26 protein-coding genes are annotated in these 25510 nt (G+C 69.9%); 11 read left to right on the top strand and 15 right to left on the bottom strand.

Annotated features, from left to right (window positions below; genetic code table 11):
* Window positions 1–105: 105 nt before the first annotated feature.
* The 3 genes from ABZ664_RS00435 to rimP are packed head-to-tail and all read right to left on the bottom strand — an operon-like array spanning window position 106 to window position 1912.
* Window positions 106–408, bottom strand: coding sequence for a YlxR family protein (locus tag ABZ664_RS00435; protein WP_350944851.1), 303 nt, complete (start codon window positions 406–408; stop codon window positions 106–108).
* Window positions 392–1399 (bottom strand): transcription termination factor NusA, encoded by a 1008-nt coding sequence (nusA, locus tag ABZ664_RS00430; RefSeq protein ID WP_362501141.1) that lies wholly within the window; start codon window positions 1397–1399, stop codon window positions 392–394. The genes ABZ664_RS00435 and nusA overlap by 17 nt, the downstream gene beginning before the upstream one ends.
* A 12-nt stretch (window positions 1400–1411) precedes the next feature.
* Window positions 1412–1912 carry a ribosome maturation factor RimP gene (rimP, locus tag ABZ664_RS00425; protein WP_362501139.1) on the bottom strand — a complete coding sequence of 167 codons (501 nt, stop codon included), beginning with the start codon at window positions 1910–1912 and terminating at the stop codon, window positions 1412–1414.
* Between the two features lie 192 nt (window positions 1913–2104).
* Here rimP and ABZ664_RS00420 point away from each other — a divergent pair, with 192 nt between their 5' ends.
* The 4 genes from ABZ664_RS00420 (at window position 2105) to ABZ664_RS00405 (ending at window position 3734) form a co-directional block, all read left to right on the top strand.
* Complete coding sequence (locus ABZ664_RS00420) at window positions 2105–2590, top strand: hypothetical protein (protein WP_362501137.1); 486 nt, start codon at window positions 2105–2107, stop codon at window positions 2588–2590.
* On the top strand, window positions 2587–3069 hold the full coding sequence (locus ABZ664_RS00415; RefSeq protein ID WP_362501135.1) for a ferritin-like domain-containing protein: 483 nt from the start codon (window positions 2587–2589) through the stop codon (window positions 3067–3069). The genes ABZ664_RS00420 and ABZ664_RS00415 overlap by 4 nt, the downstream gene beginning before the upstream one ends.
* 180 nt (window positions 3070–3249) lie before the next feature.
* Window positions 3250–3441: a DUF4236 domain-containing protein gene (locus tag ABZ664_RS00410; RefSeq protein ID WP_350944719.1), complete on the top strand. Its 192-nt coding sequence runs from the start codon at window positions 3250–3252 to the stop codon at window positions 3439–3441.
* Window positions 3441–3734, top strand: coding sequence for a DUF4236 domain-containing protein (locus ABZ664_RS00405; RefSeq protein ID WP_362501133.1), 294 nt, complete (start codon window positions 3441–3443; stop codon window positions 3732–3734). Before ABZ664_RS00410 ends, ABZ664_RS00405 begins: the two co-directional genes overlap by 1 nt.
* Window positions 3735–3858: 124 nt before the next feature.
* Here ABZ664_RS00405 and ABZ664_RS00400 read toward each other — a convergent pair whose 3' ends face one another.
* Both ABZ664_RS00400 and ABZ664_RS00395 read right to left on the bottom strand, forming a co-directional pair.
* Complete coding sequence (locus ABZ664_RS00400) at window positions 3859–5601, bottom strand: proline--tRNA ligase (RefSeq protein ID WP_362501131.1); 1743 nt, start codon at window positions 5599–5601, stop codon at window positions 3859–3861.
* Between the two features lie 98 nt (window positions 5602–5699).
* Window positions 5700–6332 carry a hypothetical protein gene (locus ABZ664_RS00395; RefSeq protein ID WP_362501129.1) on the bottom strand — a complete coding sequence of 211 codons (633 nt, stop codon included), beginning with the start codon at window positions 6330–6332 and terminating at the stop codon, window positions 5700–5702.
* Between the two features lie 480 nt (window positions 6333–6812).
* On the opposite strand from ABZ664_RS00395, the gene ABZ664_RS00390 reads away from it, so the two are divergent.
* Together ABZ664_RS00390 and ABZ664_RS00385 are read left to right on the top strand one after the other, a co-directional pair.
* On the top strand, window positions 6813–8162 hold the full coding sequence (locus ABZ664_RS00390; RefSeq protein WP_362501127.1) for an FAD-dependent oxidoreductase: 1350 nt from the start codon (window positions 6813–6815) through the stop codon (window positions 8160–8162).
* Window positions 8163–8312: 150 nt separating this feature from the next.
* Window positions 8313–9551 (top strand): aldolase, encoded by a 1239-nt coding sequence (locus ABZ664_RS00385; protein WP_362501125.1) that lies wholly within the window; start codon window positions 8313–8315, stop codon window positions 9549–9551.
* 168 nt (window positions 9552–9719) lie between these two features.
* Here ABZ664_RS00385 and ABZ664_RS00380 read toward each other — a convergent pair whose 3' ends face one another.
* The 3 genes from ABZ664_RS00380 to ABZ664_RS00370 all read right to left on the bottom strand — a co-directional run bounded on the left by ABZ664_RS00380 (window position 9720) and on the right by ABZ664_RS00370 (window position 12113).
* Window positions 9720–10394 (bottom strand): copper homeostasis protein CutC, encoded by a 675-nt coding sequence (locus ABZ664_RS00380; RefSeq protein WP_362501123.1) that lies wholly within the window; start codon window positions 10392–10394, stop codon window positions 9720–9722.
* A gap of 43 nt (window positions 10395–10437) precedes the next feature.
* The gene (locus tag ABZ664_RS00375; protein WP_362501121.1) at window positions 10438–11094 is read right to left on the bottom strand and encodes a GNAT family N-acetyltransferase; all 657 of its coding nucleotides are present in this window, start codon (window positions 11092–11094) and stop codon (window positions 10438–10440) included.
* A gap of 272 nt (window positions 11095–11366) precedes the next feature.
* Window positions 11367–12113: a GntR family transcriptional regulator gene (locus ABZ664_RS00370; RefSeq protein ID WP_362501119.1), complete on the bottom strand. Its 747-nt coding sequence runs from the start codon at window positions 12111–12113 to the stop codon at window positions 11367–11369.
* Between the two features lie 136 nt (window positions 12114–12249).
* Between ABZ664_RS00370 and ABZ664_RS00365 the strand changes: the two genes are divergently transcribed.
* The 3 genes from ABZ664_RS00365 to ABZ664_RS00355 all read left to right on the top strand — a co-directional run bounded on the left by ABZ664_RS00365 (window position 12250) and on the right by ABZ664_RS00355 (window position 14608).
* Window positions 12250–12603, top strand: coding sequence for a hypothetical protein (locus ABZ664_RS00365; protein ID WP_362501117.1), 354 nt, complete (start codon window positions 12250–12252; stop codon window positions 12601–12603).
* A 276-nt stretch (window positions 12604–12879) separates the two neighbouring features.
* The gene (locus ABZ664_RS00360; protein ID WP_362501115.1) at window positions 12880–13530 is read left to right on the top strand and encodes a GntR family transcriptional regulator; all 651 of its coding nucleotides are present in this window, start codon (window positions 12880–12882) and stop codon (window positions 13528–13530) included.
* Window positions 13531–13570: 40 nt separating this feature from the next.
* The gene (locus ABZ664_RS00355; RefSeq protein ID WP_362501113.1) at window positions 13571–14608 is read left to right on the top strand and encodes a 1-aminocyclopropane-1-carboxylate deaminase; all 1038 of its coding nucleotides are present in this window, start codon (window positions 13571–13573) and stop codon (window positions 14606–14608) included.
* Window positions 14609–14661: 53 nt separating this feature from the next.
* Here the strand turns inward: ABZ664_RS00355 and ABZ664_RS00350 are convergent, their stop codons facing one another.
* Window positions 14662–15405: an SDR family oxidoreductase gene (locus ABZ664_RS00350; RefSeq protein WP_362501111.1), complete on the bottom strand. Its 744-nt coding sequence runs from the start codon at window positions 15403–15405 to the stop codon at window positions 14662–14664.
* Window positions 15406–15649: 244 nt separating this feature from the next.
* Between ABZ664_RS00350 and ABZ664_RS00345 the strand changes: the two genes are divergently transcribed.
* On the top strand, window positions 15650–16948 hold the full coding sequence (locus tag ABZ664_RS00345) for a DUF2252 domain-containing protein (RefSeq protein WP_362501109.1): 1299 nt from the start codon (window positions 15650–15652) through the stop codon (window positions 16946–16948).
* Window positions 16949–16974: 26 nt separating this feature from the next.
* Here the strand turns inward: ABZ664_RS00345 and ABZ664_RS00340 are convergent, their stop codons facing one another.
* The 5 genes from ABZ664_RS00340 to ABZ664_RS00320 all read right to left on the bottom strand — a co-directional run bounded on the left by ABZ664_RS00340 (window position 16975) and on the right by ABZ664_RS00320 (window position 22795).
* Window positions 16975–17946, bottom strand: coding sequence for an ABC transporter ATP-binding protein (locus ABZ664_RS00340; RefSeq protein WP_362501107.1), 972 nt, complete (start codon window positions 17944–17946; stop codon window positions 16975–16977).
* Between the two features lie 109 nt (window positions 17947–18055).
* Entirely contained in the window at window positions 18056–19066 is a 1011-nt protein-coding gene (locus tag ABZ664_RS00335; RefSeq protein ID WP_362501105.1) for an ABC transporter ATP-binding protein, read from the bottom strand.
* 13 nt (window positions 19067–19079) lie between these two features.
* Window positions 19080–19997: an ABC transporter permease gene (locus ABZ664_RS00330; RefSeq protein WP_362501103.1), complete on the bottom strand. Its 918-nt coding sequence runs from the start codon at window positions 19995–19997 to the stop codon at window positions 19080–19082.
* 83 nt (window positions 19998–20080) lie between these two features.
* Entirely contained in the window at window positions 20081–21115 is a 1035-nt protein-coding gene (locus ABZ664_RS00325; protein ID WP_362501101.1) for an ABC transporter permease, read from the bottom strand.
* A gap of 6 nt (window positions 21116–21121) precedes the next feature.
* Complete coding sequence (locus ABZ664_RS00320) at window positions 21122–22795, bottom strand: ABC transporter substrate-binding protein (protein WP_362501100.1); 1674 nt, start codon at window positions 22793–22795, stop codon at window positions 21122–21124.
* A gap of 489 nt (window positions 22796–23284) precedes the next feature.
* On the opposite strand from ABZ664_RS00320, the gene ABZ664_RS00315 reads away from it, so the two are divergent.
* Entirely contained in the window at window positions 23285–24046 is a 762-nt protein-coding gene (locus ABZ664_RS00315) for an SDR family oxidoreductase (protein WP_362501098.1), read from the top strand.
* A 105-nt stretch (window positions 24047–24151) separates the two neighbouring features.
* On the opposite strand, the gene ABZ664_RS00310 is transcribed toward ABZ664_RS00315, so the two are convergent.
* On the bottom strand, window positions 24152–24985 hold the full coding sequence (locus ABZ664_RS00310) for a hypothetical protein (RefSeq protein WP_362501096.1): 834 nt from the start codon (window positions 24983–24985) through the stop codon (window positions 24152–24154).
* Window positions 24986–25510: the final 525 nt, after the last annotated feature.

Raw genomic sequence — 25510 nt, 5'->3', positions numbered from 1 at the left:
GACCGTCGTTACGTTGACGTACTCATCGCCGCATGCTCATCAGGCGCTCATAGCTATCTGACCAGCCCATCAGTTCGGCGTCCTACATGACAGTCGGTAACCATTTCACCCGATCCTTTCAGCCTGTTGCTCTTCCAGGTGGCCGCGCAGTCGCGACAGGTCGAGCGATTCCGCGACGCGAAAAGCCCGCGAAAACGCTCGGCGACGCTCTGCGAGTTCGAGACAGCTCAAGGTGGGATGCAGTGAAGCACCACGCCCTTGGAGCCGTCTTCGCAGGTCAGGGACGATAACGCCCTCAACCACCACCAGGCGGAGCAGCTCGGAGGAAACCGTGCGAACCCGGCACCCCACACATGTTCTTCGTGGGGCAGCCTGGCCACCATATTCCAGCTTACCGTGTGGGCGCATCTGCGGAACCGGCCGCGTCCCCCGGCTGGGTGTCGGGACGGATGTCGATCCGCCAACCGGTGAGGCGGGCGGCGAGCCGGGCGTTCTGCCCCTCCTTGCCGATGGCGAGGGAGAGCTGGTAGTCAGGCACGGTCACGCGCGCGGCGCGGCCGTCGAAATCGATCACCTCTACGTGGGAAACGCGGGCCGGGGACAACGCATTCCCCACGAACTCCGCGGGATCCTCCGACCAGTCGATGATGTCGATCTTCTCGCCGTGCAACTCCGTCATCACGTTGCGTACCCGCGAGCCCATCGGGCCGATGCAGGCACCCTTGGCGTTCACCCCCGGGCGCCGGGACCGGACCGCGAGCTTGGTGCGGTGACCGGCCTCGCGGGCGACGGCGGCGATCTCGACCGTGCCGTCGGCGATCTCGGGCACCTCCAGCGCGAAGAGCTTCTTCACCAGGCCGGGGTGGGTGCGCGAAAGAGTCACCGAGGGCCCCTTGTGGCCCTTCTTGACCTGCACCACGTAGCAGCGGATGCGGTCGCCGTGGACGTATTCCTCGCCCGGGACCTGCTCGCTGTGCGGCAGCACCGCCTCGATCTTGCCCAGGTCGACCAGAACGACCCTCGGGTCCTTGCCCTGCTGGATGACCCCCGCCACGAGCTCGCCCTCACGGCTGGCGAACTCACCGAAGTTGATCTCGTCCTCGGCGTCGCGGAGCTGCTGCAGGATCACCTGCTTGGCCGTGGTCGCGGCGATGCGGCTGAAGTTGCCCGGGGTGTCGTCGAACTCCCTGAGCACCTCCCCGCTCTCGTCGTCGAGCTCGGCCGCGAAGATGGTCACATGCCCTGACTTGCGGTCGAGCTCGGCGCGCGCCTTGGCCGCCGCGCCCTCACTCCGGAAATACGCGATCAGCAGCGCGTCCTCGATCGCCTTGACGACCAGGTCGAAGGAGATGTCCTTCTCCCTCTCCAGGCTGCGCAGGACGCTCATGTCGATGTCCACGAGGCTTCCCCCTTAGCCCTCGCCGCCGTCTTCGCCGTCGTCTTCGGCGTCGTCGAGCCGGCGGAATTCCACCTGCACCCGTCCTCGGGTCAGGTCCTCATAGTCGATGCGGCGCGGTGCGCCGTCGACGTCCAGCTCCACGCCGGTCTCGTCGGTGGCGACGATCCGGCCCTCCACGGCGGTGCCGTCCCGCAGGTCGGCCTTGACCAGCCTCTTCACCGCGCGGCGCCAGTGACGCGGCTCGGTGAGGGGGCGGTCGACTCCTGGAGAGGAGACCTCCAGCACGTACGGGGTGGTTCCCATCGCCTCGTCGGCGTCCAGTGTCTCGGAGACGACGTGGCTGATCTCCGCGACGTCGTCGAGGCTCACGCCGCCGTCACGGTCGACCACGACACGCAGCAGCCGCCGCTTGCCCGCGGGGGTGACCGTGACGTCCTCCAAGTCGAGCCCTCCGGCTCCGACGACAGGTTCCAGAAGCTTCATCAGGCGGTCGCGGGATGTGGCGCTGCCCATGCCGACCTCCCATTGTCACGATCTCAGCCGGGCGGACCTCGCCCATGCGATTAACCAGCCTATCCACACCAGGGCGTAGAAACAGCGCCACTCGGTGTGGCGGAGCCGCCCGAGAAGCGAGGTGAGTGCCATTATTCCAAGCCCGTACGATGCTAAGTGCGTCAGCTGCCCGATACAGAACCGGAGGTCGTCGTGCGTTCCGTCTCCCGGCGCGCCCTGCTGAGGGGCGGCGCTCTCGGGGTGGCAGCCGTGACGGTCACGGGGTGCGCCACCCAGGAGCCGGTGCCGCCCGTGGCCGCGCCGCCCGACCCCGAGACGCTGCTCCTGCGCGAGCTGATCGCAGGCAAGGAGCGGACCGTGGCGCTGTACGCCTCGGCCGCCTCGCCCCGGCTGGAGCCCTTCAGACAGCGGCACGAGGCCCATCTCGCCGAGCTCCGCCGCCGCCTCCCGCCCGCTCCGGCGTCCACGGTCGCGCCCCCCTCTCCTTCGCCCACGCCGTCCCCGTCAGGTGGCCCGGCTCGGAGCACGTCGGTGCGGGCCCTGCGCGACCTGGAACGCAAGGCCGCGGCGCTGCGCACCCGTCAGATCGAAGGGGTCTCACCCCCGCTCGCCCAGTTGCTCGCGTCCATCGGCGCCTGCGAGGCCGCGCACGCCCTCGCCCTGTCGAGGTCGCTGTGAGAGGCGGGCGGGGGTCCGCAGGGGCCGATCAAGGGCTCGGCACGGCGCTGGCGGCCGAGCACGCCGCCGTGTACGCGTACGGGATCCTCGGGGCCAGGACCACGGGCAGACTGCGGGCGGCGATGACGACGGCCTACAACGCCCATCGCGCCCGCCGCGACCAGCTCCGTACGATGATCATCACCGCCGGTGGCACGCCCGCCGAGCCGAAAGCGGTGTACGAGCTTCCGATCACGCCCTCCAGCCCGGCCCAGGCGGTGGAGCTGGCCGTGCTGGTCGAGCGGGGGGTGACCGGCGCCTATCTGGAGCTGGCCGCGACCACCGACACCACACTGCGCAAGATGGCCGCTCTGGTCATGCAGGAGTGCGTCACCCGCTCCTACAGCCTGCGGCCCGAGATCGACGCCTTTCCCGGCATGCCGCCCAGGACCGCGCCGCCGAGCCCGGAGCCCACTGCCACCCCGGCCACGTCCCAGTGACCTTTCCCTCCGCATTTCACGGGTGACCGCCTTCCGGCAGAACGGACTGGTCAACGCGGGAATCGATCTCCAATAGAGGTCTCCGGGGTCGCAAGTCGCGAATCAAACCCGCTTTCGACCACGTTTGCACCGCGGTTACCGGGTAGTTGGATCTCGCTGAATACGCCTAAGGAGGAAGTAATGGGCTGGGGATACCGGAAATCCATGAAGTTCGGTCCGTTCCGTCTTAACCTTTCGCGGAGTGGAGTGGGCCACAGCTGGGGAAACCGCGCCTTCAGGGTCACCAGAACGGCCGATGGGCGCCGCACGCTGAGCATCAATCTTCCCGGTGGCTTCCACTGGCGCAAGACCGTCAGCAGCAGCCGTCGCTGATGGGCATCACTCCGGAACCCTTCGCGGACGCCGCTCGTTCTCACGAGACGACACGGCGTTTCCGCGAGTCCGGGGAGAAGACGATGGGCTGGGGATACAGGAAGTCAATCAAAGTCGGTCCTTTCAGGATCGACCTGTCTCCGCGCGGGGTCGGCCACAGTTTCGGCGGTCGCGGATTTCACGTCACCAGAACTCCCGACGGCCGCAAATACGTGACCGTCAACCTGCCCGGCGGGTTTCACGTGGGTAAGGCGATCGGCCGTAGCTCCCGGCGTCAACACCACCACTACTGACGCGCGGCCACGCACTCGAAAAAGCGGCCCGCCCCTTCGAAGGGGCGGGCCGCTCTCACGTGTTCTGGGGTCATCCTCCGCGGGGCCGTTCCACGCGTTCGGAATCACCCCCGATGGGCCGTTCTCAGCCCTGGCAGGCCGCCACGACGCGGTCGACGGCCTCGGCGAGCGGGATCTCCTCCTTGGCGCCGGTGACGCGGTCGCGCAGCTCCGCGACCCCCTGGGTGAGACCTCGGCCGACGATCAGGATCGTCGGCATGCCGAGCAGCTCGGCGTCCTTGAACTTCACACCCGGAGAGACGCCCGCGCGGTCGTCCACCAGGACGCGCAGCCCGCGGGCCTCCAGCTCTTCGGCGAGGCGGGTGGCGGCCTCTATCTGGCCGTCCTTGCCGGTGCCCACGACATGGACGTCGGCGGGGGCGATCTCACGGGGCCAGATCAGGCCGAGCTCGTCGTGCCTCTGCTCGGCCAGCACCGCCACGGCCCGGGAGACGCCGATGCCGTAGGAGCCCATGGTGACGCGAATGGGCTTGCCGTCGGGGCCGAGTGCGTCGAGCTTCGCGGCGTCGGCGTACTTGCGGCCGAGCTGGAAGATGTGGCCGATCTCGATGCCGCGGTCGATGGACAGGCCGGAGCCGCAGACCGGGCAGGCGTCGCCCGCGCGGACCTCCGCGGCCTCGATGGTGCCGTCGGCGACGAAGTCACGGCCGGCGACGACGTCCACGGCGTGCTTGCCCGGCTCGTTCGCGCCGGTCACCCAGGCGGTGCCGTCGACCACGCGGGGGTCGACGAGGTAGCGGATGCCGAGGTCCCTGAGGACCTGGGGGCCGATGTAGCCGCGGACCAGGCCGGGGTGCCTGGCGAAGTCCTCGGCCTCGAAGATCGCGGGCTCGCCGGGGGCGAGGGATGCCTCCAGCCGCTTGAAGTCGACCTCGCGGTCTCCGGGCACGCCGATGATCAGGGTCTCGGTCTTGCCGGTGCCGGGAACCGTCACCTTGACCACGATGTTCTTGAGCGTCTGGGCCGCGGTGATGTCGAGGCCGTGGTGCTCGTTGACGTGGCCGACCAGTGACTCGATGGTCGGGGTGTCGGGGGTGTCGAGCACCCGCATCGCGGGCCGCTCACCGGTGATCGCGGCCGGCGCGGGGGTGACGACGGCCTCCGCGTTGGCCGCGTAGCCGCAGTTGTGGCAGGCGACGAAGGTGTCCTCACCGGTGGCAGCGGGAGCGAGGAACTCCTCGGAGGCCGACCCGCCCATCGCTCCCGAGGTGGCGAAGCAGATCTTGTAGGCGATGCCGAGGCGGTCGAAGGTCTTGATGTAGGTCTCGCGGTGGCGCTCGTAGGAACGCTTGAGGCCGTCGTCGTCGAGGTCGAAGGAGTAGGAGTCCTTCATGACGAACTCGCGCCCGCGCAGGATGCCGGCCCGGGGACGGGCCTCGTCGCGATATTTGGTCTGGATCTGGTAGAGGGTCACCGGATAGTCCTTGTAGGAGGAGTACTCCCCCTTGACCATGTCGGTGAACATCTCCTCGTGGGTGGGCCCGAGGAGATAGTCGGCCCCCTTGCGGTCCTTGAGGCGGAAGAGCGTGTCGCCGTACTCGGTCCAGCGGCCGGTCGCCTCGTAGTATTCGCGGGGCAGCAGGGCGGGGAAGAGCACCTCCTGGCCGCCCATGCGGTCCATCTCCTCGCGCACGACGCGCGTGACGTTCTCCAGGACCGCCTTGCCGAGCGGCAGCCAGGAATAGATGCCGGGCGCGACGCGGCGGACGTAACCGGCGCGGACGAGCAGCTTGTGGCTCGGGACTTCCGCGTCTGCCGGGTCGTCCCTCAGCGTTCGAAGAAACAGCGACGACATGCGCAGCAGCACGGCTACTCCTAGCTAGCGAGGTTTGATGCCCTACAGGCTATCGAGTCTCGCAAGCCGATTGTCTGCGGTCGGCGGCTTCCGAACCCTCACCGCGCCCCTCAGAGCCCGGTGAGGAAAACGAAGTACGAGGCCCCGAGGACCAGTGCGATCAGCGCGGAGCAGACATGGTCGCGTCCGCGCCCCAGCGAGCCCAGCATCCCCACCGCGATCGCGGCCACCGCCGCGACGCCCCACGGCCAGAAACCGGAGACGTACTCGGGCCCACCGGGCATCGTCTTGTCGATCCCGTCGAGCAGCGCCAGCCCGGCCGCGCCGCCGGCCGCGGTGGTCCCCCAGCGGTCGCGGCGTTTGGCGAGGTAGGAGAGGACGCCGATCGCGACGAGGTTCGTGATCATGAGGTTTATCGAGGTGCCGTCGTCGCCGAGGCTCATGCTCCAGGCACTCGACTCGAAGATCGCGGCGACGAGCAGCGAGAGTATCGGCCCGAACGTGGCCAGCACGCTGGAGAGCACCGCCCAGCCGAAGCCGGTCGCGGTCCGCCCCACGACGACGACGAGGAGAAGGTAGGCGTACGGGTTGTAAAGCGCGTACAGCAGATCGGGCCCGTATGCCGCCAGCGCTCCGATGCCCCCGAGCAACATTCCCACGAAGAGCGAGAGGAGCATGTGCCGAAGGATGGCGCGGTCCCGGCGGTCTCCCGCGGCGAAGTCAAGCGTGTAATTGCGTTCCACCAAAGCCACTGATCCCCCGATCACATTTGCTAGTGGCCATCGGCAGTGTATCTGACCTGCGACAACATCTCGAATATATCAAATTCGCAAAGCAAGCGAGCACTTGGCCAAACTGCTGTCTCCCGGCTTTCCTTGAGCATTTGATCAATCTTTCACGGAGCTCCGCCGGAGCCTCGCGACGCCGCCTGCGCCTTTCTCCCCCGGCATTCCGGCCTCCGGACCCCCGGACCGGTTCACCGTCGGGTGGGCGGGGGGCCACGTGGGAGAACACGGGAACACGTCCCTGACGCTCCCGTGAAGGATCTTCCGGCGACGACGGGAGGCGGAACCCGGCATCGGATGACATCTTGATCACCACATCCGCCGTTCACCGAAGAAAAGCTCGATCATGTCAGCGCGTGAGTCTGGCAGTCGCCCCCCTCGGTGATACAGAATCGAGCAGGGCGTCGCGTTCATGACATCCAACGCCGAGGAGGCGATATGTCACTGCGAGTCGCGATCGTGGGGTCAGGACCCGCCGGGATCTACACCGCCGAGGCTCTGACGAAACAGGCCACCGTGCCTCTCAGGGTGGATGTGCTGGAACGGCTGCCGACGCCGTACGGGCTGGTGCGGTACGGGGTGGCTCCCGACCACACCTCGATCAAGTCGATAGCCGGCTACCTGCGCGGCGTGCTGGAGCTTCCCGAGGTGCGGTTCCTCGGCGGCGTCGAGCTGGGCAAGGATGTCGACGTCGCCGACCTGCTCGACTGCTACGACGCCGTGGTCTACTGCACCGGCGCGATGGTGGACCGGCGGATGGGCATTCCCGGCGAGGACCTGCCGGGCAGCGTGGCCGCCACCGACTTCGTCAACTGGTACTGCGGTCACCCCGACATGCCCGCCGACCGTTTCGTCCTCGACAGCCCCGAGGTCGCGGTGATCGGCGTGGGCAACGTGGCGGTCGACGTGGTGCGCGTCCTGGCCAAGACCGCAGAAGAGCTGCGCGCCACGGACGTGCCGGAGGAGGTGCTGACCCGGCTCGCCGCCAGCGAGGTGAAGACCGTCCACATGATCGGGCGCCGGGGACCCGAGCACGCCAAGTTCACGTTGAAGGAGCTCAGGGAGCTGGGCGAGCTGGCCAACGCGGACGTGCGCGTACGGCCCGAAGAGTGCGTGGCGGACGTCACGGCGGCCTCCCGGCAGGTCCGGGGGAACGTCGAGGTTCTGCGGAGCTGGGCGACCCGCCCCTCCAGGGGCCTCCCCCGGCGGCTGGACGTGCGGTTCTGGATGCGCCCGGTGGAGATCCTCGGCGAAGGGCGGGTGGAGGCGCTCAGGCTGGAGCGCACCCGGCTGGAGGACGGCAGGGTCGTCGGCACCGGCGAGTTCGAGACCCTCCCGGTCGGCATGGTGCTGCGCTCGGTCGGCTACCAGAGCGTGCCGCTGCCCGGCGTTCCCTTCTCGGAGACCAGCATGACCGTGCCGAACGAGGCCGGCCGGGTCCGCGACCGCGAATACGTCGCGGGCTGGCTCAAGCGGGGTCCCACCGGTGTGATCGGCACCAACAAGTCCGACGCCGCGGAGACGGTCCGCACCCTCCTCGCCGACCTCGCCGACCTCGATCCTGTACCTCGCGCGGACCCGGACGAGCTTCTCGCCTCCCGGGGCGTCTCGCCGATCACCTACGAGCACTGGCTCGCCATCGAGGCGGCCGAGGCGGCTCTGGCCAGGTCCCTCGACCGAGGAGATCGGGTGAAGCTCCTCGGTCTCGCCGCCATGCTCACCGCCTGCGATCGGGAGCTACGGTCGGGAAGCGACCTGGAGGCCGACCGAACCGGCCAGGCAGGCTGAACCGGCAACCGGCCGGGCAGGCTCTACCGGCCGATGGCCGGGGATGGCCGGGGATCGGGGCGCTTCCGCGCCCGCGCGCCCTGGCCGAATCGGCATGCCCACCCCGAACCGGCCCCCGCGCGAACCAGCACGTCCAGGAGGAGCACCAGCATGCGCGTCACGCTCGCCGACCCGTCCGCCCTGATCCCGGGTTTCGAGCAGACCCATCGTGAGCAGGCCGCGCTGTACCCGTACCGACCGGTCGAGTGGCAGCCCGTGCACACGGTCTACGTCCCCGCCGACCGGTTCGACGCCGCGACGACGCGGAAGTGGGGGGACACGGCGCTGGAGCTGTTCCGGCGGCACCTGCCGGAAGGCGACCTCGCCGCGATCCTCGACACGACCCCCGGCGTTTTTCTCGATGCTCCCCTCGGTGCGCCCTTCGGCGCGGGCGAGGACGTCGCCGGAGCCGTGCACCGGATGGTGGCCGCCAAGCTCACCGGGGAGCCCGTCGAGGACCTGCGGATCGACTTCGAGGACGGCTACGGAACGCACCCCGCGGAGGAGGACGGCCACGCCTCCTCCGCCGCCAGGGCGATCGCGGCCATGCACGCGTCCGGGACGCTCCCCCGCCGCTGGGGGCTGCGGGTGAAGTCCTTCGCCGACGGCGACCCGGTCCGCGCCGTCAGGACCCTGGACGGTTTCCTCACCGGCGTGCTCGATCGGGCCGGGCACCTGCCCGAGGGCTTCGTCGTCACCTTCCCGAAGGTGCTGATGAGGGACTACCTGTACCAGTTCGCCGACTGCCTCGACGCGCTGGAGGACGGACTGGGTCTCGGCCGGGGCGCGCTGAGGTTCGAGATCCAGGTGGAGGCGCCGCAGACGGTGTTGTTCCTCGACGCGGGCCTGGTGACCTCCCTGCGGGGCAGGCTGGCCGCGGCCCACTTCGGCGTCTTCGACTACACGGCGAGCTGCGCCCTTCCCCCGCACGAGCAGCGGCTGGACCACCCCGCCTGTGACCACGCCAGGCACGTCATGCAGACCGTCTTCGCCGGGACCGGGGTGGAGCTGTCCGACGGTTCGCTGGCCGCCTCCCCCGCCTCGGACGGCGGGAGTGAGGTGCGGGCCCTGTGGCGGCGGCACGCGGAGCTCGTCGGGCACTCCCTGAGACACGGCTTCTACCAGGGCTGGGACATGCACCCGTCACACCTGGTCAGCCGGTACGCGGCGGTCTACGCCTTCCACCTGTCCCGGTACGGGGAGTACGCCCACCGGGTGCGCGCCTGGGAGGAGCGGCGCGACGCCGGTGAGGGCGTGATGGACGAGCCCGCCACGGTCAAGACCATGGCCGCCGCTCTCCGCCGCGCCGACCTGGCACTGGGCGACGGCCTCGCGAAGCCACCGGCCTGACCCCGGTCACCTCCCGGACCCGGTTCCGGACACGGGTTCCGGACACGGGTTCCGCTGAGCGACGCCCAAGCCGAGTGGTACGGCGGGGATCCCGCCACCTCGCGGCCGATCACCGCGCCCCGAAGGCCTCGTCGGGACCCGACACGGCCCGACGAGGCTCAGTTGGGCTCAGTCGATCAGGGTGCGCCACTCGCGGACCCGGTGGGCGTCGACCGGGTCCGACCAGGACGCCCGCACGGCGCTGCCGACGTGGAAGGCCCGCACGCCGTACTCCATCAGCGCTCCGACGTGGCAGGGCCGCAACCCGCCGCCGGCCATGATCAGCGGGCCGTCGCCGGCCTCGCACCGGGTCTTGAGCACCGGCAGCCCGTCCGCCACGCCACCGGGCGCGCCTGAGGTGAGCACGGTGGCGAGGTTGGGCAGGAGGCGGACGGCGCGCCAGCTCGCCTGGATGTCGGCCGCGTGGTCCACCGCCCGGTGGAAGGTCCAGGGCAGCGGCGCGACCGCATGGATGAGCGTCTCGGTGGCGGCCAGGTCGACCGCTCCCGCCTCGTCGAGGAAACCGAACACGAACCCGGCCGCGCCCGCGTCGGCGAGGGCCCTGGCAGCGCGGCTCAGGGCCTTCAGCGACTCGGGCGTGGCCAGGAACGACGCCTCTCCGCGCAGCATCACCATCTGCGGAAGCGCGCACTTCCTGGAGATCGCCGCGACCGTCTCCACCGCCGGGGTGAGCCCGTCGGAGGTCATGTCGGCGACGACCTCCAGGCGATCGGCGCCGCCCGCTTCCGCGGCGACGGCGTCACGCACATCGAGCGTGATCACCTCAAGTAAGGATCCGGTCATGAATGGAGGTTATCGGATGGTTTTGTCCTGGGATCGCCGTGGTTCAGACATGCTCGGAGACGAACGCTCCGCGCCGGTCCGAGAAGGGCAGCGCGAGGCCGGACGCGCGAGCGCGCAGGCCCCCCGGCCGCTGGAACAGGGCGCCGGAGGCGCGGTGCGGCAGGTCGACCGTGCGGAGATGCGCGAAACGCTGTCCCCGATAGTAGTCCTGCAACCTTGGGTTGTCCTTGGAGCAGTCAAGCCTGAGCCATCTTTTCCCCAAGGCCAGGGCCCGCAGGCCCGCCCAGTCAAGGAGCGCCTCTCCCAGGCCCGTACCGGCGTGGTCGCGCGCCACGGCCAGCTTGTGGACATAGAGCGCTGAGGAGGGCTCGTCGTCCCGGCTCCAGAACTCGGGGTCGGCGTGACCGTCCAGGGCGAGGGTTGCGACGGGTCCGCCCTCCCGGACCCGTCCGTCGTCGGCGTCCAGGTCGGGCCGCTCCTCCCCGGCCTGCCTTTCCAGCAGGTACAGGACCCCCTCGCCGATCAGCGGGGTGATGCGCCCGGCGGGGAAGCCGTCCGCGGGCCACTGCCGCACGCCGCGGCCGTTCAGCCATCCGGCGGTCTCGGCGAGGAGCGCGAGCACTCCTTCGAGGTCACCGTCCGTGGCCCTGCGCAGCGTGAACGGGCGCGTGGCGGTGGGACTGGCGGTGTTCGAGTGCATGGTTCATCCCTTCGTTGCGTTTGGTGCGTGAAATGACACGGAGCGTGACCATGGGATGGCGCACGGCAGCCATGCCGGGCTAGGCGGATGCCTAGGGGTCTGGGGTGAGCGGCGAGACCGCGATGGGGAGAGGCGGCGCGGAGAGGCCCGCCAGGACGAGAGGCGCGGGCAGGCGCGGAGAGCGGCGTCTAGCCACCCGGCGGGCGCGGCCCTGTGCTCGCCCGCGGCGCGGGCGGAACGGCGGCCGGCCCGTCAGGGCGGTCACGGAGACGTCAACGGCTTTCCAGCTCGTACCGGATCAGGTGCTTGTCCGCGGGCAGCACGGAGACCGCCACGCGCACGGGGGTGTCGTCCTCGTCGTAGCCGACCCGGATGTAGACGACGACCGGCGTGCCGAGCTGGAGCTGGAGCCGCTCGCTCTCGGCGCTGTTGGGCATCCGCGCCCAGATGTCGTCCACCACCCGCACCTGACGGTGGCCGAGTTCCTCCAGGACCTTGTTCGCCCCGCGCTTGATGTCACCGGGACGGGTGATCTCGGAGTCCGCGACCAGGGCGAGGGGGAAGTAGGAGTCGTTGGTGTTGTACGGCTGGCCGTCCACGAAGCGCAGCCTGCGGCGGACCACGGCGAGCTCCTCGTCGGAGAGCTCCAGCCTGCTGGCGATCTCCTCGGCCGGCTGCACGATCGAGACCTCGATCTCCTGACTCGGCGCGCGCCCCTCGCGGGAGACGGCCCAGGCGAAGGCCTCCATGGTCTCCTCGCGCCGCGGCTGCAGCTCGCGCTGGGGGTGCATGAGCAGCGGGCGGCGTTCCCTCACGACGGTGCCCCTGCGGGGGGTGCGGGTGACCAGGCCCTCGTTCACGAGCTCGCCGAGGGCGAGCCGTACGGTGTTGCGGCTCACCTGGTGCACGAGCATGAGTTCCGCCTCGGTCGGCAGCTGATCTCCCGGCCCGAGCGCACCGGAGTAGATGGTCCTCCGCAGGTCGGAGGCCACCTGCTGATACAGCGTTGACCGTGCCATTAAGTCCCCTTTGTGCCAACAAAACTAGACGATCTGGTTCTAGTGGGGAACAGCCCCTTGACCCAACCTCCCAAGACCCGCATCATCCAATCGTTGGTACAAATCCACCGAAAGGTCTACGAGGGGGTGGAAGCCGGTGCTGTCGGTCCGCACGAATACGCCGCACGCGCCCTGGCGTGAGCCCCGCGAGGCGACGCGTCTGCTGCGTTACGCGTTGCACCGTCAGGGATTCACCCACACCTACCAGAGCAACGGAAACGGCATGTCCGTACTCTCGGTAATGACCGATCTAACCGTTTGGTGCAAAAACGGGCTATTTGTCTGGAATGAGGACGGCGTCGAGTCGTCCCACCCGGCCGACGACCCGGCGGGAGCGGCCCGTCTCATCTCACGGCACTACCGGCGGCCCACACCCGACGACGACCTCCCGGAGGAGGCGGCGGACCCTTCGGTCCACGCCTTCGCCGCCACAGGCTCCGAGCGCGACTAGCGGACCGAGGACCCCATCCCTCGCCGGGGTCCTCCGTCGCCGCGCCGGGGGCGGAACGCGTCCTGGCGGGTCCCCCACGCCCGCCAGGGCGCGCTTCCCATCACGGGAACGCGTCCTGGCGGGAAGGGACCCGCCGGGGCGTGGCCACCCGCCTCCCCGCGAGGCGCACCTCACCGCGCTCGGCCGGACGGGAATCCCGGACGACATCCGGCGCGACGGCGCACGTCGACATCGGCTCCGGTTGAAGATTTCCGTTTAATGTGTGCAATATATTGCATGCCCATCCCGAGGGACCTGCCCGCCATCGACCGACGCCTCCTGCGTGACGACGTCTACCACCGTCTGCGCGACGCCATCGTCGACGGCAGCCTCGCGCCGGGCGAGCAGTTACGCGACGTCGAGCTGGCGACCTGGCTCGGGGTCAGCCGCACCCCTGTCCGCGAGGCGCTGCTGCGGCTCGCGGAGGCCGGGCTGGTCGTGGCCCAGCCGGGCCGCTCCACGACGGTGAGCTCGCTGAACCTGCGCGACATCCGTGAGGCCCGCGACGTGGTGGCGGCGATGCACGAACTCGCCGTCCGTGAGGCGGTGGGCGATCTCACCGAAGCCGACCTCGACGCGATGCGCGAGGCCAACGACCGGTTCCGCGCGGCGATCGAGCGGGGTGACGTCGAGGCGGCCCTGCGCGCCGACGACGAACTGCACGGCATCCCCGTGCGGGTGGCCTCGAACCGGGCCCTGACCTCGGTCCTCGACCAGTTCACGCCGGTGCTGCGCCGCGCCGAGCGGCTGCGCTTCTCGTCGCTGGGCGGGCGCGCCTCCCTCGCCCGGCACGACAAGCTGATCCGGTTCTGCGCCGCCGGAGACGCGGACCAGGCGGCGGCGATCGCCTTCGACACCTGGCGCACGCTGCCGGCCACCGAGGAGTGAGCATGCCCCTGTCCGATTTCCCCGCCACCGTGGAGCGAGTATGACCCTGTCCGATTTCCCCCGCCACCGGCTGACCTTCGGGCCGAGTCCCGTCCATCCGCTGCCGCGGCTCACCCGGCATCTCGGAGGGGCGGCGATCTGGGCGAAGCGCGAGGACTGCAACTCCGGGCTCGCCTACGGCGGCAACAAGACCCGCAAGCTTGAGTACATCGTCCCGGACGCGCTCGCCCAGGGCGCCGACACGCTGGTGTCGATCGGCGGATACCAGTCCAACCACACCCGCCAGGTCGCCGCCGTCGCCGCGTCGCTGGGGTTGAAGGCGGTGCTGGTGCAGGAGAACTGGGTCGACTGGCCCGATTCCGTCAACGACCGGGTCGGCAACATCATGCTGAGCCGGATCATGGGCGCCGAGGTCCGGCTCGACCCGGCCGGCTTCGGCATCGGCTTCAAGGACTCGTGGAACCGGGCGATCGAGGACGTGAAGGCTCGCGGTGGCACGCCGTACCCGATCCCGGCGGGCGCCTCCGACCACCGGCTCGGCGGGCTCGGGTTCGCGAACTGGGCGTACGAGGTGGCGGAGCAGGAACGCGAACTGGGCGTCTTCTTCGACACCGTCGTGGTCTGCGCGGTCACCGGCTCGACCCAGGCCGGCATGATCGCCGGGTTCGCCGCCCTGGAGGAGGCCGGTGGCCGGCCGCGCCGCGTGATCGGGATCGACGCGAGCGCGAAGCTTGAGGAGACCCGCGACCAGGTGGCCCGGATCGCGCGGGCCACGGCCGAGCTCATCGGCGTCGGCCGCCCCCTGAGGGAGGACGAGATCACGATCCTCGACGGGTGGGCGGGCGACCTGTACGGGATCCCCGTACGGTCGACCCTGGACGCGATCCGGCTCACCGGCGAACTGGAGGGCGTGATCATCGACCCGGTCTACGAGGGCAAGTCGATGGCCGGCCTGATCGACCTCGTCACCGGCGGGGAGATCCCCCGCGACTCCACCGTCCTGTACGCCCACCTGGGCGGCCAGCCGGCGCTGAACGCCTACAGCGGCCTGTTCACCCACACGAGCCGGGTCACCTGACACCGCTCACGGCTCGCGCTCGGACGTCTCCTCGACGTCGTGGACCGCGCGGCTCAGCTGAGGCCGCCGTTGGCCTGGAGGTTCTGGCCGGTGAGCCAGCGGCCGTCGGGTCCCACCAGAAAGGCGACGACGTCCGCGATGTCCGAGGGGGCGCCGAGGCGGGAGAGCGGGGTGAGTGCGGCGATCTCGGTGAGGACCTTCTCCGGGTTGGTACCGCGCAGCAGGTCGGTGTCCGTCGCGCCCGGGGAGACCGTGTTGACGGTGATGCCCCGCCCGCCGAGCTCGCGGGCCGCGACGGCGGTCAGCTGTTCGAGCGCGCCCTTGCTCGCCGCGTAGGGGGCGATACCGGCCGCGGGGCGAACGGTGTTGAGAGTGGAGATGTTGACGATGCGGCCGCTGTCGCGCATGTGCCTCGCGGCGTACCGGATGGTGAGGAAGGCGGCCTTGGCGTTGACCGCCATGGCGCGGTCGTACAGTTTCTCGCTGGTCTCCGCGATGGAGATCGGGGTGAAGCTCAGCGCGGCGTTGTTCACCAGGATGTCGAGGCCGCCGAGGACCTGCTCCGCGGTCTCCATCAGCCACTCCGCGGCGCCGCGCCTGGCGAGGTCCACCTGGACGGCGCGGGCGCTGCCGCCCGCCTCCTTGACGATCTGCTCCACCTCGTTCGCGGACACGGCGGCGTTCGCGTAGCCGAAGACGACGTCCGCCCCGTCGCGGGCGAGGCGCTCCACGATCGCCCGGCCGATGCCCCTGGACCCCCCGGTGACCACCGCCGTCCTGCCTTCGAGCACCGCCATGCCGATCTCCGCCTCTCCCGTGAACTCCCCGACCGCGCCTTCGCGTTCGCTCCCCGTCCGTGCCCCTCGGCTTCCCGCGAATCTATGATCAACCGGCGTGTTTGTCGATGCCTCCCCGTCCTCTTGGACGGCCGCGCCCGAGCTCGCGCGCCGGATGGGAACGGGGCCGGTTCTTTGGTGCGTTCCAGATCCGTAATGCTCCGGCCCTGGCGGAATTTCGGTCCCGCGACCTAATCTGCCCACCATGACCACCGATGGGCGCTCGGCGCGCATTCTCGACGTCCTCATCACCGAATTCGGTGACTCCATGAAGCGCGACCCCGCCGCCTTCCGGCGCAAGTTCCGGAAGATGGCCGCCTCGCCCTTCGCCTTCTACCGGGGCAGCGCCTGCCTGTTCTACGCGGACATGACCGGCGAGTTCACCGACGACGCCTTCCTCGACGACCAGACGCGACGCGTCTGGATCCACGGCGACCTGCACGCCGAGAACTTCGGCACCTACATGAACGCCTCGGGCGTCCTGGTGTTCAACGTCAACGACTTCGACGAGGCCTACGTCGGCCCGTACATCTGGGACCTGCGACGGTTCGCGGCCAGCGTCGCGCTCATCGGGTACGCCAAGGCGCTGTCGGACGATGTCATCGGCGAGCTGGTGACCGGGTTCACCCACTCCTATCTCTCCGAGCTGCACGGCATCTCGGAGGGCGGGGACGACGCGATCGGCTCGCTCACCCTGGAGACCACCACCGGCGTGCTGCACCGGGTGCTGCAGCACGCCCGGCTGAACACCCGGGTGGCGCTGCTGGAGCTGGAGACCACCATCGAGAACTTCGACCGCAGGTTCGCCGTCATGGACGGCCGCTATCCGGTGGACCAGGAGACTCGCGAGGCGGTGGAGGTGGCCTTCCGCGACTATCTGACGACCCTCCCCGCGGCCTCCGAGATCGAGCACACGATCAAGGACTTCGCGCTGCGCACCGGCATCGGGATCGGCTCGGCCGGGCTGCCCTCGTACAACATGCTCCTAGAGGGCCACACCCAGGCCCTGGAGAACGACGTCATCCTCTACATGAAGCAGGCCCAGGTGCCGGCCGTGGCGCGGTACATCACCGACGAGAAGGTGCACGGCTACTTCAAGCACCAGGGCCACCGCACCGCCGAGTCGCAGCGGGCCCTGCAGGCGTACGCCGACCCGTGGCTCGGCTACACCACGCTGAACGGCGTCGGCCAGATGGTCGCCGAGGTCTCCCCCTACTCCGCCGACCTGGACTGGGGCGACGTCAACGAGCCGGACGAGCTGTCCTCGGTCATCCGCGACCTGGGCCGGGCCGTGGCCAGGATGCACTCGGTGGCCGACGACGAGTCCAGTCACGACCTGGTCGACTTCTCCACCGAGGACGCGATCGTGGCCGTGATCGACGGCGACACCGACGGCTTCACCCGCGGCCTCGTCGAGTTCGCCCACACCTACGGGGCACGGGCGAGGGCCGACCACGGTCTCTTCGTCGACCTGTTCAGGAACGGCCGCCTCCCCGGTCTGTGACCTCTCCCGGTCACCGTCTCCCGCTTCTAACCTCTCACCCCTCGGCGGGCCTCGGCGTGGTGGCAGGCGACCTGGGCTTCGGCCGAGGAGGGCAGGACGGGAAGCGGCCGTGACGCGCACAGTCCGTCGACCCCCGCCTCGGCCGCCGCGCCCGAGGCGAGGACCTGGCAGCGCGGATGGAAGCGGCAGCCCGGCGGGACGCGGGTCGGGTCCGGTGGCTCGCCGCCCAGCACCACGGGCGACGGCGACTCCGGCAGCACCGACAGCAGCGCCTGGGTGTACGGGTGCGAGGGCGCGGTGAGGATCCGTTCCACGGGTCCGGCCTCGACGATCCTGCCGAGATACATCACCGCGACACGGTCGGCGATGTTCCAGGCGAGTCCCAGGTCGTGGGTGACGACCAGCGCCGACAGGCCGAACTCGTCGCGGAGGCGCAGCAGCAGGGCGAGGATCTCGCCGCGTACCGACGCGTCCAGCGAGGCCACCGGCTCGTCGGCGACCAGCACCCTGGGCTCCAGCGCGAGGGCTCCCGCGATGACGACGCGCTGGCGCTGGCCGCCGGAGAGCTCGTGCGGGTAGCGGCCGAAGAACCGCTCGGGAGGCCGCAGCCCGGCGCGCGACAGCGCGGAGGCGACCCGGTCCGCCTCCGCGGGCAGGCGGTGGATGCGCGGCCCCTCGGCCACCGCCTCGTAGACGGTGTGCCGGGGGTTGAGCGATCCCGTGGGGTCCTGGAGCACGAGTTGCACCTCGCGCCGGTGGGCCCGCAGCGCGCGTGAGGAGTAGGCCAGCGGTGCCCCGCCGTACTGGACCGACCCCGAGGCGGGCCGCTCCAGGCCGAGCAGGGTGCGGGCGAGCGTCGTCTTGCCGCAGCCGGACTCGCCGACCAGCGCGACGATCTCCCCCTCGCCCACGGCGAGGTTCACCCCGTCCACCGCGCGGGCGCGGCGCCCGCGCGAGGCGAACTCCACGCGCAGGTCCCGCGCTTCGAGCAGGGTCATCGGGCCTCCTCGGGGACGCCGTGGACGCACTCGTCGGGCGGGATCATCGAGCCTCCTCGGGAACACAGGACGTGGACGAAGAACTCCGCGTCCCGCGTTTCGATCGGAGTCATCGGGCCTCCTCGGAGACGTGGACGCACGCGGCGCTGTGCGGCACCTCGGCGCCACCCGGCCCGGTACGGCCCACCGCCCTGAGCTCGACCGGCTCCGACGCGCACGAGACGAGCGACACCGGGCAGCGGGGATGGAAGGAGCACCCCGCGGGCAGGTGGGCCGGGTCGGGCGGGTCGCCGCCCAGCCCTCTCGGCGCCATCCTGGAGGCCGGGTCACCGACGGTGGGGAACGCCTCGGCCAGCGCCCTGCCGTAGGGGTGCCTCGCGTCCAGGAAGACCTCGCGCGAGGGACCGGACTCGACCACGCGGCCCGCGTACATCACCGCCAGCCGGTCGCACGTCGCGGCGAGGACCGAGAGGTCGTGAGAGATCATGATGAGGCCGATCCCGTGTTCGGCGATGAGCGAGCGGATGAGCGAGAGCACCTGCGCCTGGATCATCACGTCCAGCGCGGTGGTCGGTTCGTCGGCGACGATCAGGCGCGGGGAGCAGGCGAGCGCCATCGCGATCATCACGCGCTGGCGCTGCCCGCCGGACAGCTCGTGCGGGTAGCCGCGAGCCCGCCAGGCGGGCAGGCCGACCTGCTCGAGCAGCTCCGCCGTCCTACGCCGCGCCGCCGCGCCGGTCGCCATCCCGTGCACCCGCAGCGGCTCGGCGATCTGGTCACCGATCCTGCGCACCGGGTTCAGGGCGTGCTGTGCCCCCTGGAAGACCAGGGAGGCCGACGCCCACCGGACCGCGCGCAGCCGCCCCCAGCTCATCGTGAGAACATCCTCGCCGTCCAGCAGGATCTCCCCGGACACCAGCGCGTCCCTGGGCAGCAACCGCAGCAGCGACATGGCCAGCGTCGACTTGCCCGACCCCGACTCCCCCGCCACGCCGAGGGCCTCGCCCTCCGCCAGGCCGAGTGAGACCCCACGCACCGCGGGGACGTCTCCGGTCGTGCTCCGGTAGGTCACCGCCACGTCGCGCAGTTCGAGCAGGCTCACGAGACCCCCGGAGACCATCGGTCGAGTACGGTCACGAGGCCCTCCGAAGGCGTGGGTTGAGTACGGTCTCCAGGGCGCGCCCGCAGAGGGTGAACGCCAGGACGACCAGGATGATGCACAGGCCCGGCGGCAGCACGTACCACCAGGCGCCCGAGGTGGCCGCGCCCCAGTCGTAGGAGGCGCGCAGCATGCCGCCCCACGACACCTGGCCGGAGTCGGCGCCGAGGAAGGCGAGAGTGGACTCGGTGACGATGGCGCCGGCGACCGTGAGGGTGGTGTTCGCCAGGACCAGCGGGGCGACGTTCGGCAGCACGTGCCGGGTCATCACGTGCCAGTGCCCGGCGCCCAGTGCCCTGGACCTCTCGATGTAGGGCCTCGCCTCGACCGCGAGCGTCTGTGCCCGGATCAGCCTCGCCGTGGAGGCCCACGAGGTCACCCCGATCGCCAGAATGATCGTGGAGGTGCCGCCGCCGAGTACGGCCGCGAGCACCAGGGCGAGGACCAGGGCGGGCAGCACCAGGAACCAGTCGGTGACGCGCATCAGCACGGCGGAGACCCAGCCCCGGAAGTGCCCGGAGGCGATGCCGAAGACCGTACCGATCACCATGCTGAGCAGCGCCGACATGAACCCGATGAGCAGCGAGACCCGCGCGCCCCACAGGAGCATGAGCAGGACCGAGCGGCCGGACTCGTCGGTGCCGAGCGGGAAGCCGACGCCCGGCGGAGCCATCTTGGCTCCCGTCGCCCTGGTCACGTCCAGGCCGGACGGGTCGGTGACCAGCGGCGTGACGAGGGCCGCCAGGACGGCGACCAGCAGGATCGCCGCGCCGTACAGCCCGGCCCTGTCGCGGCCGTACGCGCGACGGAATCGCGCGAACGCGGCACGGCGGCGCGTCCTGGCGATCGTGCGCGGAGTCGCGGAGTCGCCATCGGCGGTTCGCGACGTCATGGCGGCTCCATCGGCGGTTACCGGTGAGCCTTCCTCGCCTGCCCGCTCCTCACTCGTGTCCCTCGCGTCCTCCTCCTTCGTGCTCACGCCGACCTCACCCTCGGATCCAGGACGTGGTAGACCACGTCGGCCAGCGTGTTCATGACGATCACCGCGACGCAGACGAGCATGAAGGTCCCCTGCATGACCGCGTAGTCGGGTCCCCTGATCGCCTCGACGAACAGCAGGCCGAGACCGGGCCAGGAGTAGACGAATTCCACCGAGACCGCGCCGCCGACCACGAAACCGATCTGCATGAACACCAGGGTCACCGTCGGCAGCAGCGCGTTCGGCACCGCGTGGCGCCGCCGCACGTCGTCGTCGCGCAATCCCTTGGCGCGGGCGGTGGTCACGTAGTCCTGGCCGATCTCGTCCAGCAGCGAGGAGCGCATGACCAGCAGGTACTGCGCGTAGACGACGGCGACCAGGGTGAGGCACGGCAGCACCAGGTGATGGGCGACGTGCAGGAGGTAGAGCGGCCCGTCCGGCGCGTCGACGTCCCGCATGCCCCGGGTGGGGAACAGGCCGGGTATCGGGCCCGCCCCCGCGGCGAGGACCATGAGCAGCAGCAGTCCCAGCCAGAAGGTCGGCACCGACCACAGGGTGAGCGCGGTTCCCGTGGAGAGGCGGTCGAACCGACCGCCGTGACGCCAGGCGGCCCTCGTGCCCTGCCACATGCCCAGGCCGACCGCGACGGCGAGCCCGGTACCCACCAGCAGCAGCGTGGGACCCACCCGCTCGCCGATGAGCTCGGCGACCGGCCTGCGGTACTCGTACGAGGTGCCGAGGTCCAGCCGCAGGGTTCGCAGCACGAAGTCCAGGAACTGCTCGCCCAGCGGCCGATCCAGGCCCATCTGCCGCCTGAGCAGGGCGAGCTGCTCGGGGGTGACCGGCACGTCGCGGGTGTAGGCGATGGTCGGGTCGCCGGGAATCAGGCGGAACAGGAAGAACGTCGCGACGATCACCAGCCCGATGCCGAGCAGCGCCCCGCCGAGCTTGCCCAGCGCGTAGCGGACCACGGCCCGGCGGGCACCGCCCTCCTCGGTGCCGTCCCTCATCTCCTGCGGTGTTGTGAGCATCGGCTGCTACTCGCGGTCGTCGACGGAGGCGCGGCGGCGCCGCAGGAGGAAAGCCCCGGCGCCGAGAGCCAGTACAACGGCCACCGCGACGGCCACCACGGTGCCGGTTCCCGAACCGCTCCCGGCCGGGGCGGCGACGCGCTCCACCGCACGCAGCGAGTAGACCGGCCAGTAGCTGCTCCCGCCGTACAGGATGCCCCTGTCCTCGGGGATCGGGGTGATGGCGGCGATCCGGTCCTTGCGGTAGCCCTCCAGGTTGTTGGGATAGTAGAGCGCGACGACGGGGGCCTCGGTGTAGAGCCGCTCCTGCATCCGCTTGATCAGCTCGACCCTGGCGGCCCGATCGAGTTCGGCCAGCTGGGCCTGGTAGAGCCGCTCGTACTCCTTGTCACAGAAGAACGACTCGGTGCCGCCGCCCTGGCCGCTCGCGGTGGGCCTGCGGCTGCACAGGTGGGTGGCGAGGATCTCCTCCGGGTCCGGGTTGACCGACCAGCCGCTGATCGCGATGTCGTAGAGGGCCGTGCTGCCCGTCTCCTCGGTGAACTTGTTGGAGTCGAGCTTGCGGGTGGTGACCTGAATGCCGATGTCCTTCAGCCAGCCGGTGAGGAACTGGGCGATCTTGTCCTCGACGGGTTCGTCGGTGTGGATGCTGAAGCGCATCTCCAGCCTGCGTCCGCCGTCGGGCATGGTGCGGATGCCGTCCGCGCCCTTGGTGTAGCCGGCTTCGTCGAGGATGCGGTTGGCCTCCGCCAGGTCGAAGGCGACGGCCGCCTCGCCCTCGGCCTTCCAGAAGAACTCCTGGTACATCGGCGGGACGATCGAACCGTCCGCCGGTACGGCGAGACCGTTCTGCGCCTGCTCGACGAGGGTCTTCTTGTCGATCGCGTGGTGGATGGCCCGGCGCACCCTGACGTCCTTCAGCGCGGGGTGCCCGTCGCCGATCGGCTCGCCGTCGGCCGTCGCGGCGCCCGGGTTGAACTGCAGGTAGGCGGCCCGGCGGCCCTGGGTGTTCCACTGCGTGATGTTCGCGTCGTTCGCGAGGGCCTGGAACTGCGGGCCCTGCAGGCGGCCGATCCAGTCGATGTCGCCCTTCTTCAGACCGGCGATCGCCGCCTCGGGATTCTCGTAGAAGATGACGTGCAGCTCGTCGATGCCGGGAGCGCCGCGCCAGTACGACGGGTTGGCCTTGAGCCTCACATAGGCGTTCTTCCTGTGCTCGACGGCGATGTAGGGGCCGCTGCCGACGGCGGGGTAGGCCTCGTTCTCGTAGGTGCCGATGTCAGGGACGCTCTCCCAGACGTGCTTGGGCATGATCGGGATCGGCAGCTCCAGCATCGATGCCTGAGGCTTTTTGGTGGTGATGACCAAGGTCCGGTCGTCGGACGCGGTCACGGTGTCGAAGTTCTCCACGGCGGGGCCGTTGGCCGTCTTGGCCCCGTCATCCGTCATGATCTTGTTGAAGGTCCACGCGGCGTCCTGGGCGGTGACGGGCCTGCCGTCCGACCAGGTGGCTCCGGCACGCATGGTGAAGGTCCAGGTCAGCTTGTCCGGTGAGGTCTCCCACGACTCGGCGAGGTCCGGGCCGGGCTTCAGGGTCTTGAAGTCGGGCACCGTGAGGAAGCCGTACATCCAGCGGTGAATCGACGTGGAGACCACCCGGACCGCCAGGAACGGGTTCATCGAGTCCACGCTCTGCGTCGCGCCCAGCCGGACGATCCTCTTCTGCTGCTGTGGCTGCGACTGCGAGGCCCCCGCGGCGGAGAGTGTGAGGGGCTGGGGAGACGGAGGGCGTTCGGGAAGTGGGGGGAAGTGCCTTGGAGACGACGGGAGGTGTTCCGGGGGTGAGGCGTGTGCCATGGGAAGTGCCGTTGTCGAGAGTGCCATTGACAGTCCCAGGCTCAGCGCCGCCAGGCGCGCACCCCTTCTGAGCATGCCGTACCCACCTCCGGATCGGTGACTCCCTGACAACGAAGGCACACCATACAAACAGCGCGTGTCAACGGGCGGTGGAAGATTGTTTCACTCTCGTTTTATTTGGCGACATTATTTTTCAGATTCCCTGGGACGAATGCTGACAAAAGGGATTTTTATTCGAGAAAGGGGCGGCCGATGCGCTGCACCGACCGGCTGGTATGGACGAGGTCACCGGGGTGCGGCATGCTGCGGAACATGACTCTGTTCTCGGTGGAAGGCAAGACGGTCGTCGTCACCGGCGGATCCCGGGGAATCGGCCGGATGATCGCGTCCGGGTTCGTCGACGCGGGGGCCACGGTCTACATCTCCTCGCGCAAGGCGGCCGAGGTCGGCGAGACGGCCGCCGAGCTGGGGTGCACCGCGATACCCGCCGACCTGTCCACACAGGAGGGGGTGTCCACGCTGTTCGAGGCGGTCGCGGAGCGGGAGGCTCGGCTCGACGTACTGGTCAACAACGCCGGGGCGACCTGGGGGGCGCCACTGGAGGAGTATCCCGAGCACGCCTTCGACAAGCTCTGGGGGATCAACGTCAAGGGCGTTTTCCACCTCACCCAGCGGTTCCTGCCGCTGCTGCGCGCCGCCGCGAGCCCGGAGGACCCTGCCAGGGTCATCAACATCGGCTCGGTGGACGGTCTCCGGGTGCCGGCGATGGAGAACTACGCCTACTCTGCGGCGAAGGCGGCCGTGCACATGCTCACCCGGCACCTGTCCCAGCGGCTCGCGGGAGAGTCGATCACGGTCAACGCGATCGCTCCCGGGCCGTTCGAGTCGAAGATGATGGCCTTCGCGCTCGACGACCCGGCGATGCGCGCGGCCGTCGCCTCGCACGTCCCACTGGGCAGGATCGGCAGCCCGGAGGACATGGCGGGCACCGCGATCTTCCTGTCCTCGCGCGCCGGCGCCTACCTCACCGGGACCGTGATCCCCGTCGACGGCGGCATCTCCGGCTGCGCGTAGTCCTCCGCCATCGGACCTTGGAGCATTTTCGGCTTCGAAGCACCGGAGGAATGTGGTCCGGAGCCGCTGAGCAAGAGCGTCGTGCTTCTACACCAACGCGATCGGTCAGATCGCCTTGGCCAGGGCGGTCGCCAGGTTCGCGGCGGCGTCGGGCGCGTAGCCCAGGAAAAGGTAGGGCTCGGTGAGCTCGATCTCGATGAGCACCGGGCTGCCGTCGGCCAGCCGGACCAGGTCCACCCGGGCGTAGAGCAGTTCGGGAAACTCGCCAAGCACCTGCTCCGCGAGCGCGAACTGGTCGGGGTCCGGGGTGCGAAGCTCCCCGTGGTCGTTACCCTGTCCCGGCTTGGTGGCGCTCTCGGTCAGCATCGGGCTGCGCCGGACGGCGTGGCTGAACCTGCCGCCGAAGTAAAGCAGCGAGGTCTCCCCCTCGCCCTCGACCATGTCCAGGTACGGCTGGACCATCGCGGTCCGGCCGTTGGCGGCCAGCTTGGCCGCATGCTCCTCGGCCTGTGCGCGGTCCGTGGTCCTGATCGTGTCGCGGGCTCCGGCCGAGATCGATGGCTTGACCACATACTCGTCGAGGTGCGGGAGGTCCGCGGCCTCGCCCGGCGCGACCCAGGAGGTGGGGATGATCGGCGCCTTCAGGTCTTTCAAATAGACCTTGTCGGTGTTGCGTTCCAGCACGGCGGCCGGGTTGAGCAACCGGGTGACGGACTCCACGTGGCGCGCCCAGTCGAGGAATTCTGCCCGCCTCGCCACATAGTCCCAGGCGGTGCGGACCACGACGGCGTCGAACGCGGCCCAGTCGACGTCGGGGTCGTCCCAGCGCACGATGTGACCGGTGATCCCCTGGTCGGCCCAGGCGGCGACGGCGATTCCCTTCTCGTCATCGATCTTGTCCGGATCCGTGAAGGTCACGTAGGCCGCGGAAGCAGGCATGAGATATCCCCCTATGTCAGTATCAATTAGACATAAGGCACCTTACCTATGGCCGTGTTTTCGGCTGCGGGTCGGTCTGTGCGGGTCGTGTTCTGTGGTGTTCTCGGGTTACGGGGGCGCTGCGGTTGTTTCCCGGCTGATCCGATGTGCGCGCTCCGGTGGGCGGGTGCTCCGGCCGGCCGTCTCAGTTGCTCCCTGGCGTTTCAGGCCTCCGGCCTGCTCGGGCGCGATGGTTGCGGGCTTTTGTACGCCGGCCGGAACACCCACCCACCTCCGCGCTCCCCCACCCCGCCGTACGATGCGCGGACCGTAGTCGCTCACTCTCCGACCGCCCAGCGCGCTCTCCGATGCTGAAGCCCCCGCGACGGGACCGCTCAGGGTCGATCGCCGTAGCTGACGCGTATCTCACGCACCACTGCAGGGCCGATGTCGTCGGAGCAGGTGAAATGCGCCGACCGGACCGGCCCACTGTGGAACTTGGTTGCGCTGTGGCCTACGCGCTGTTTTTCGGATCTGCCATCGAAC

This window comes from Streptosporangium sp. NPDC006930 (assembly GCF_040635605.1).
Lineage (GTDB): Bacteria > Actinomycetota > Actinomycetes > Streptosporangiales > Streptosporangiaceae > Streptosporangium.
The sequence above is the reverse complement of the archived record's forward strand: the minus strand, read 5'-3'. Positions and strand labels throughout refer to the sequence as shown.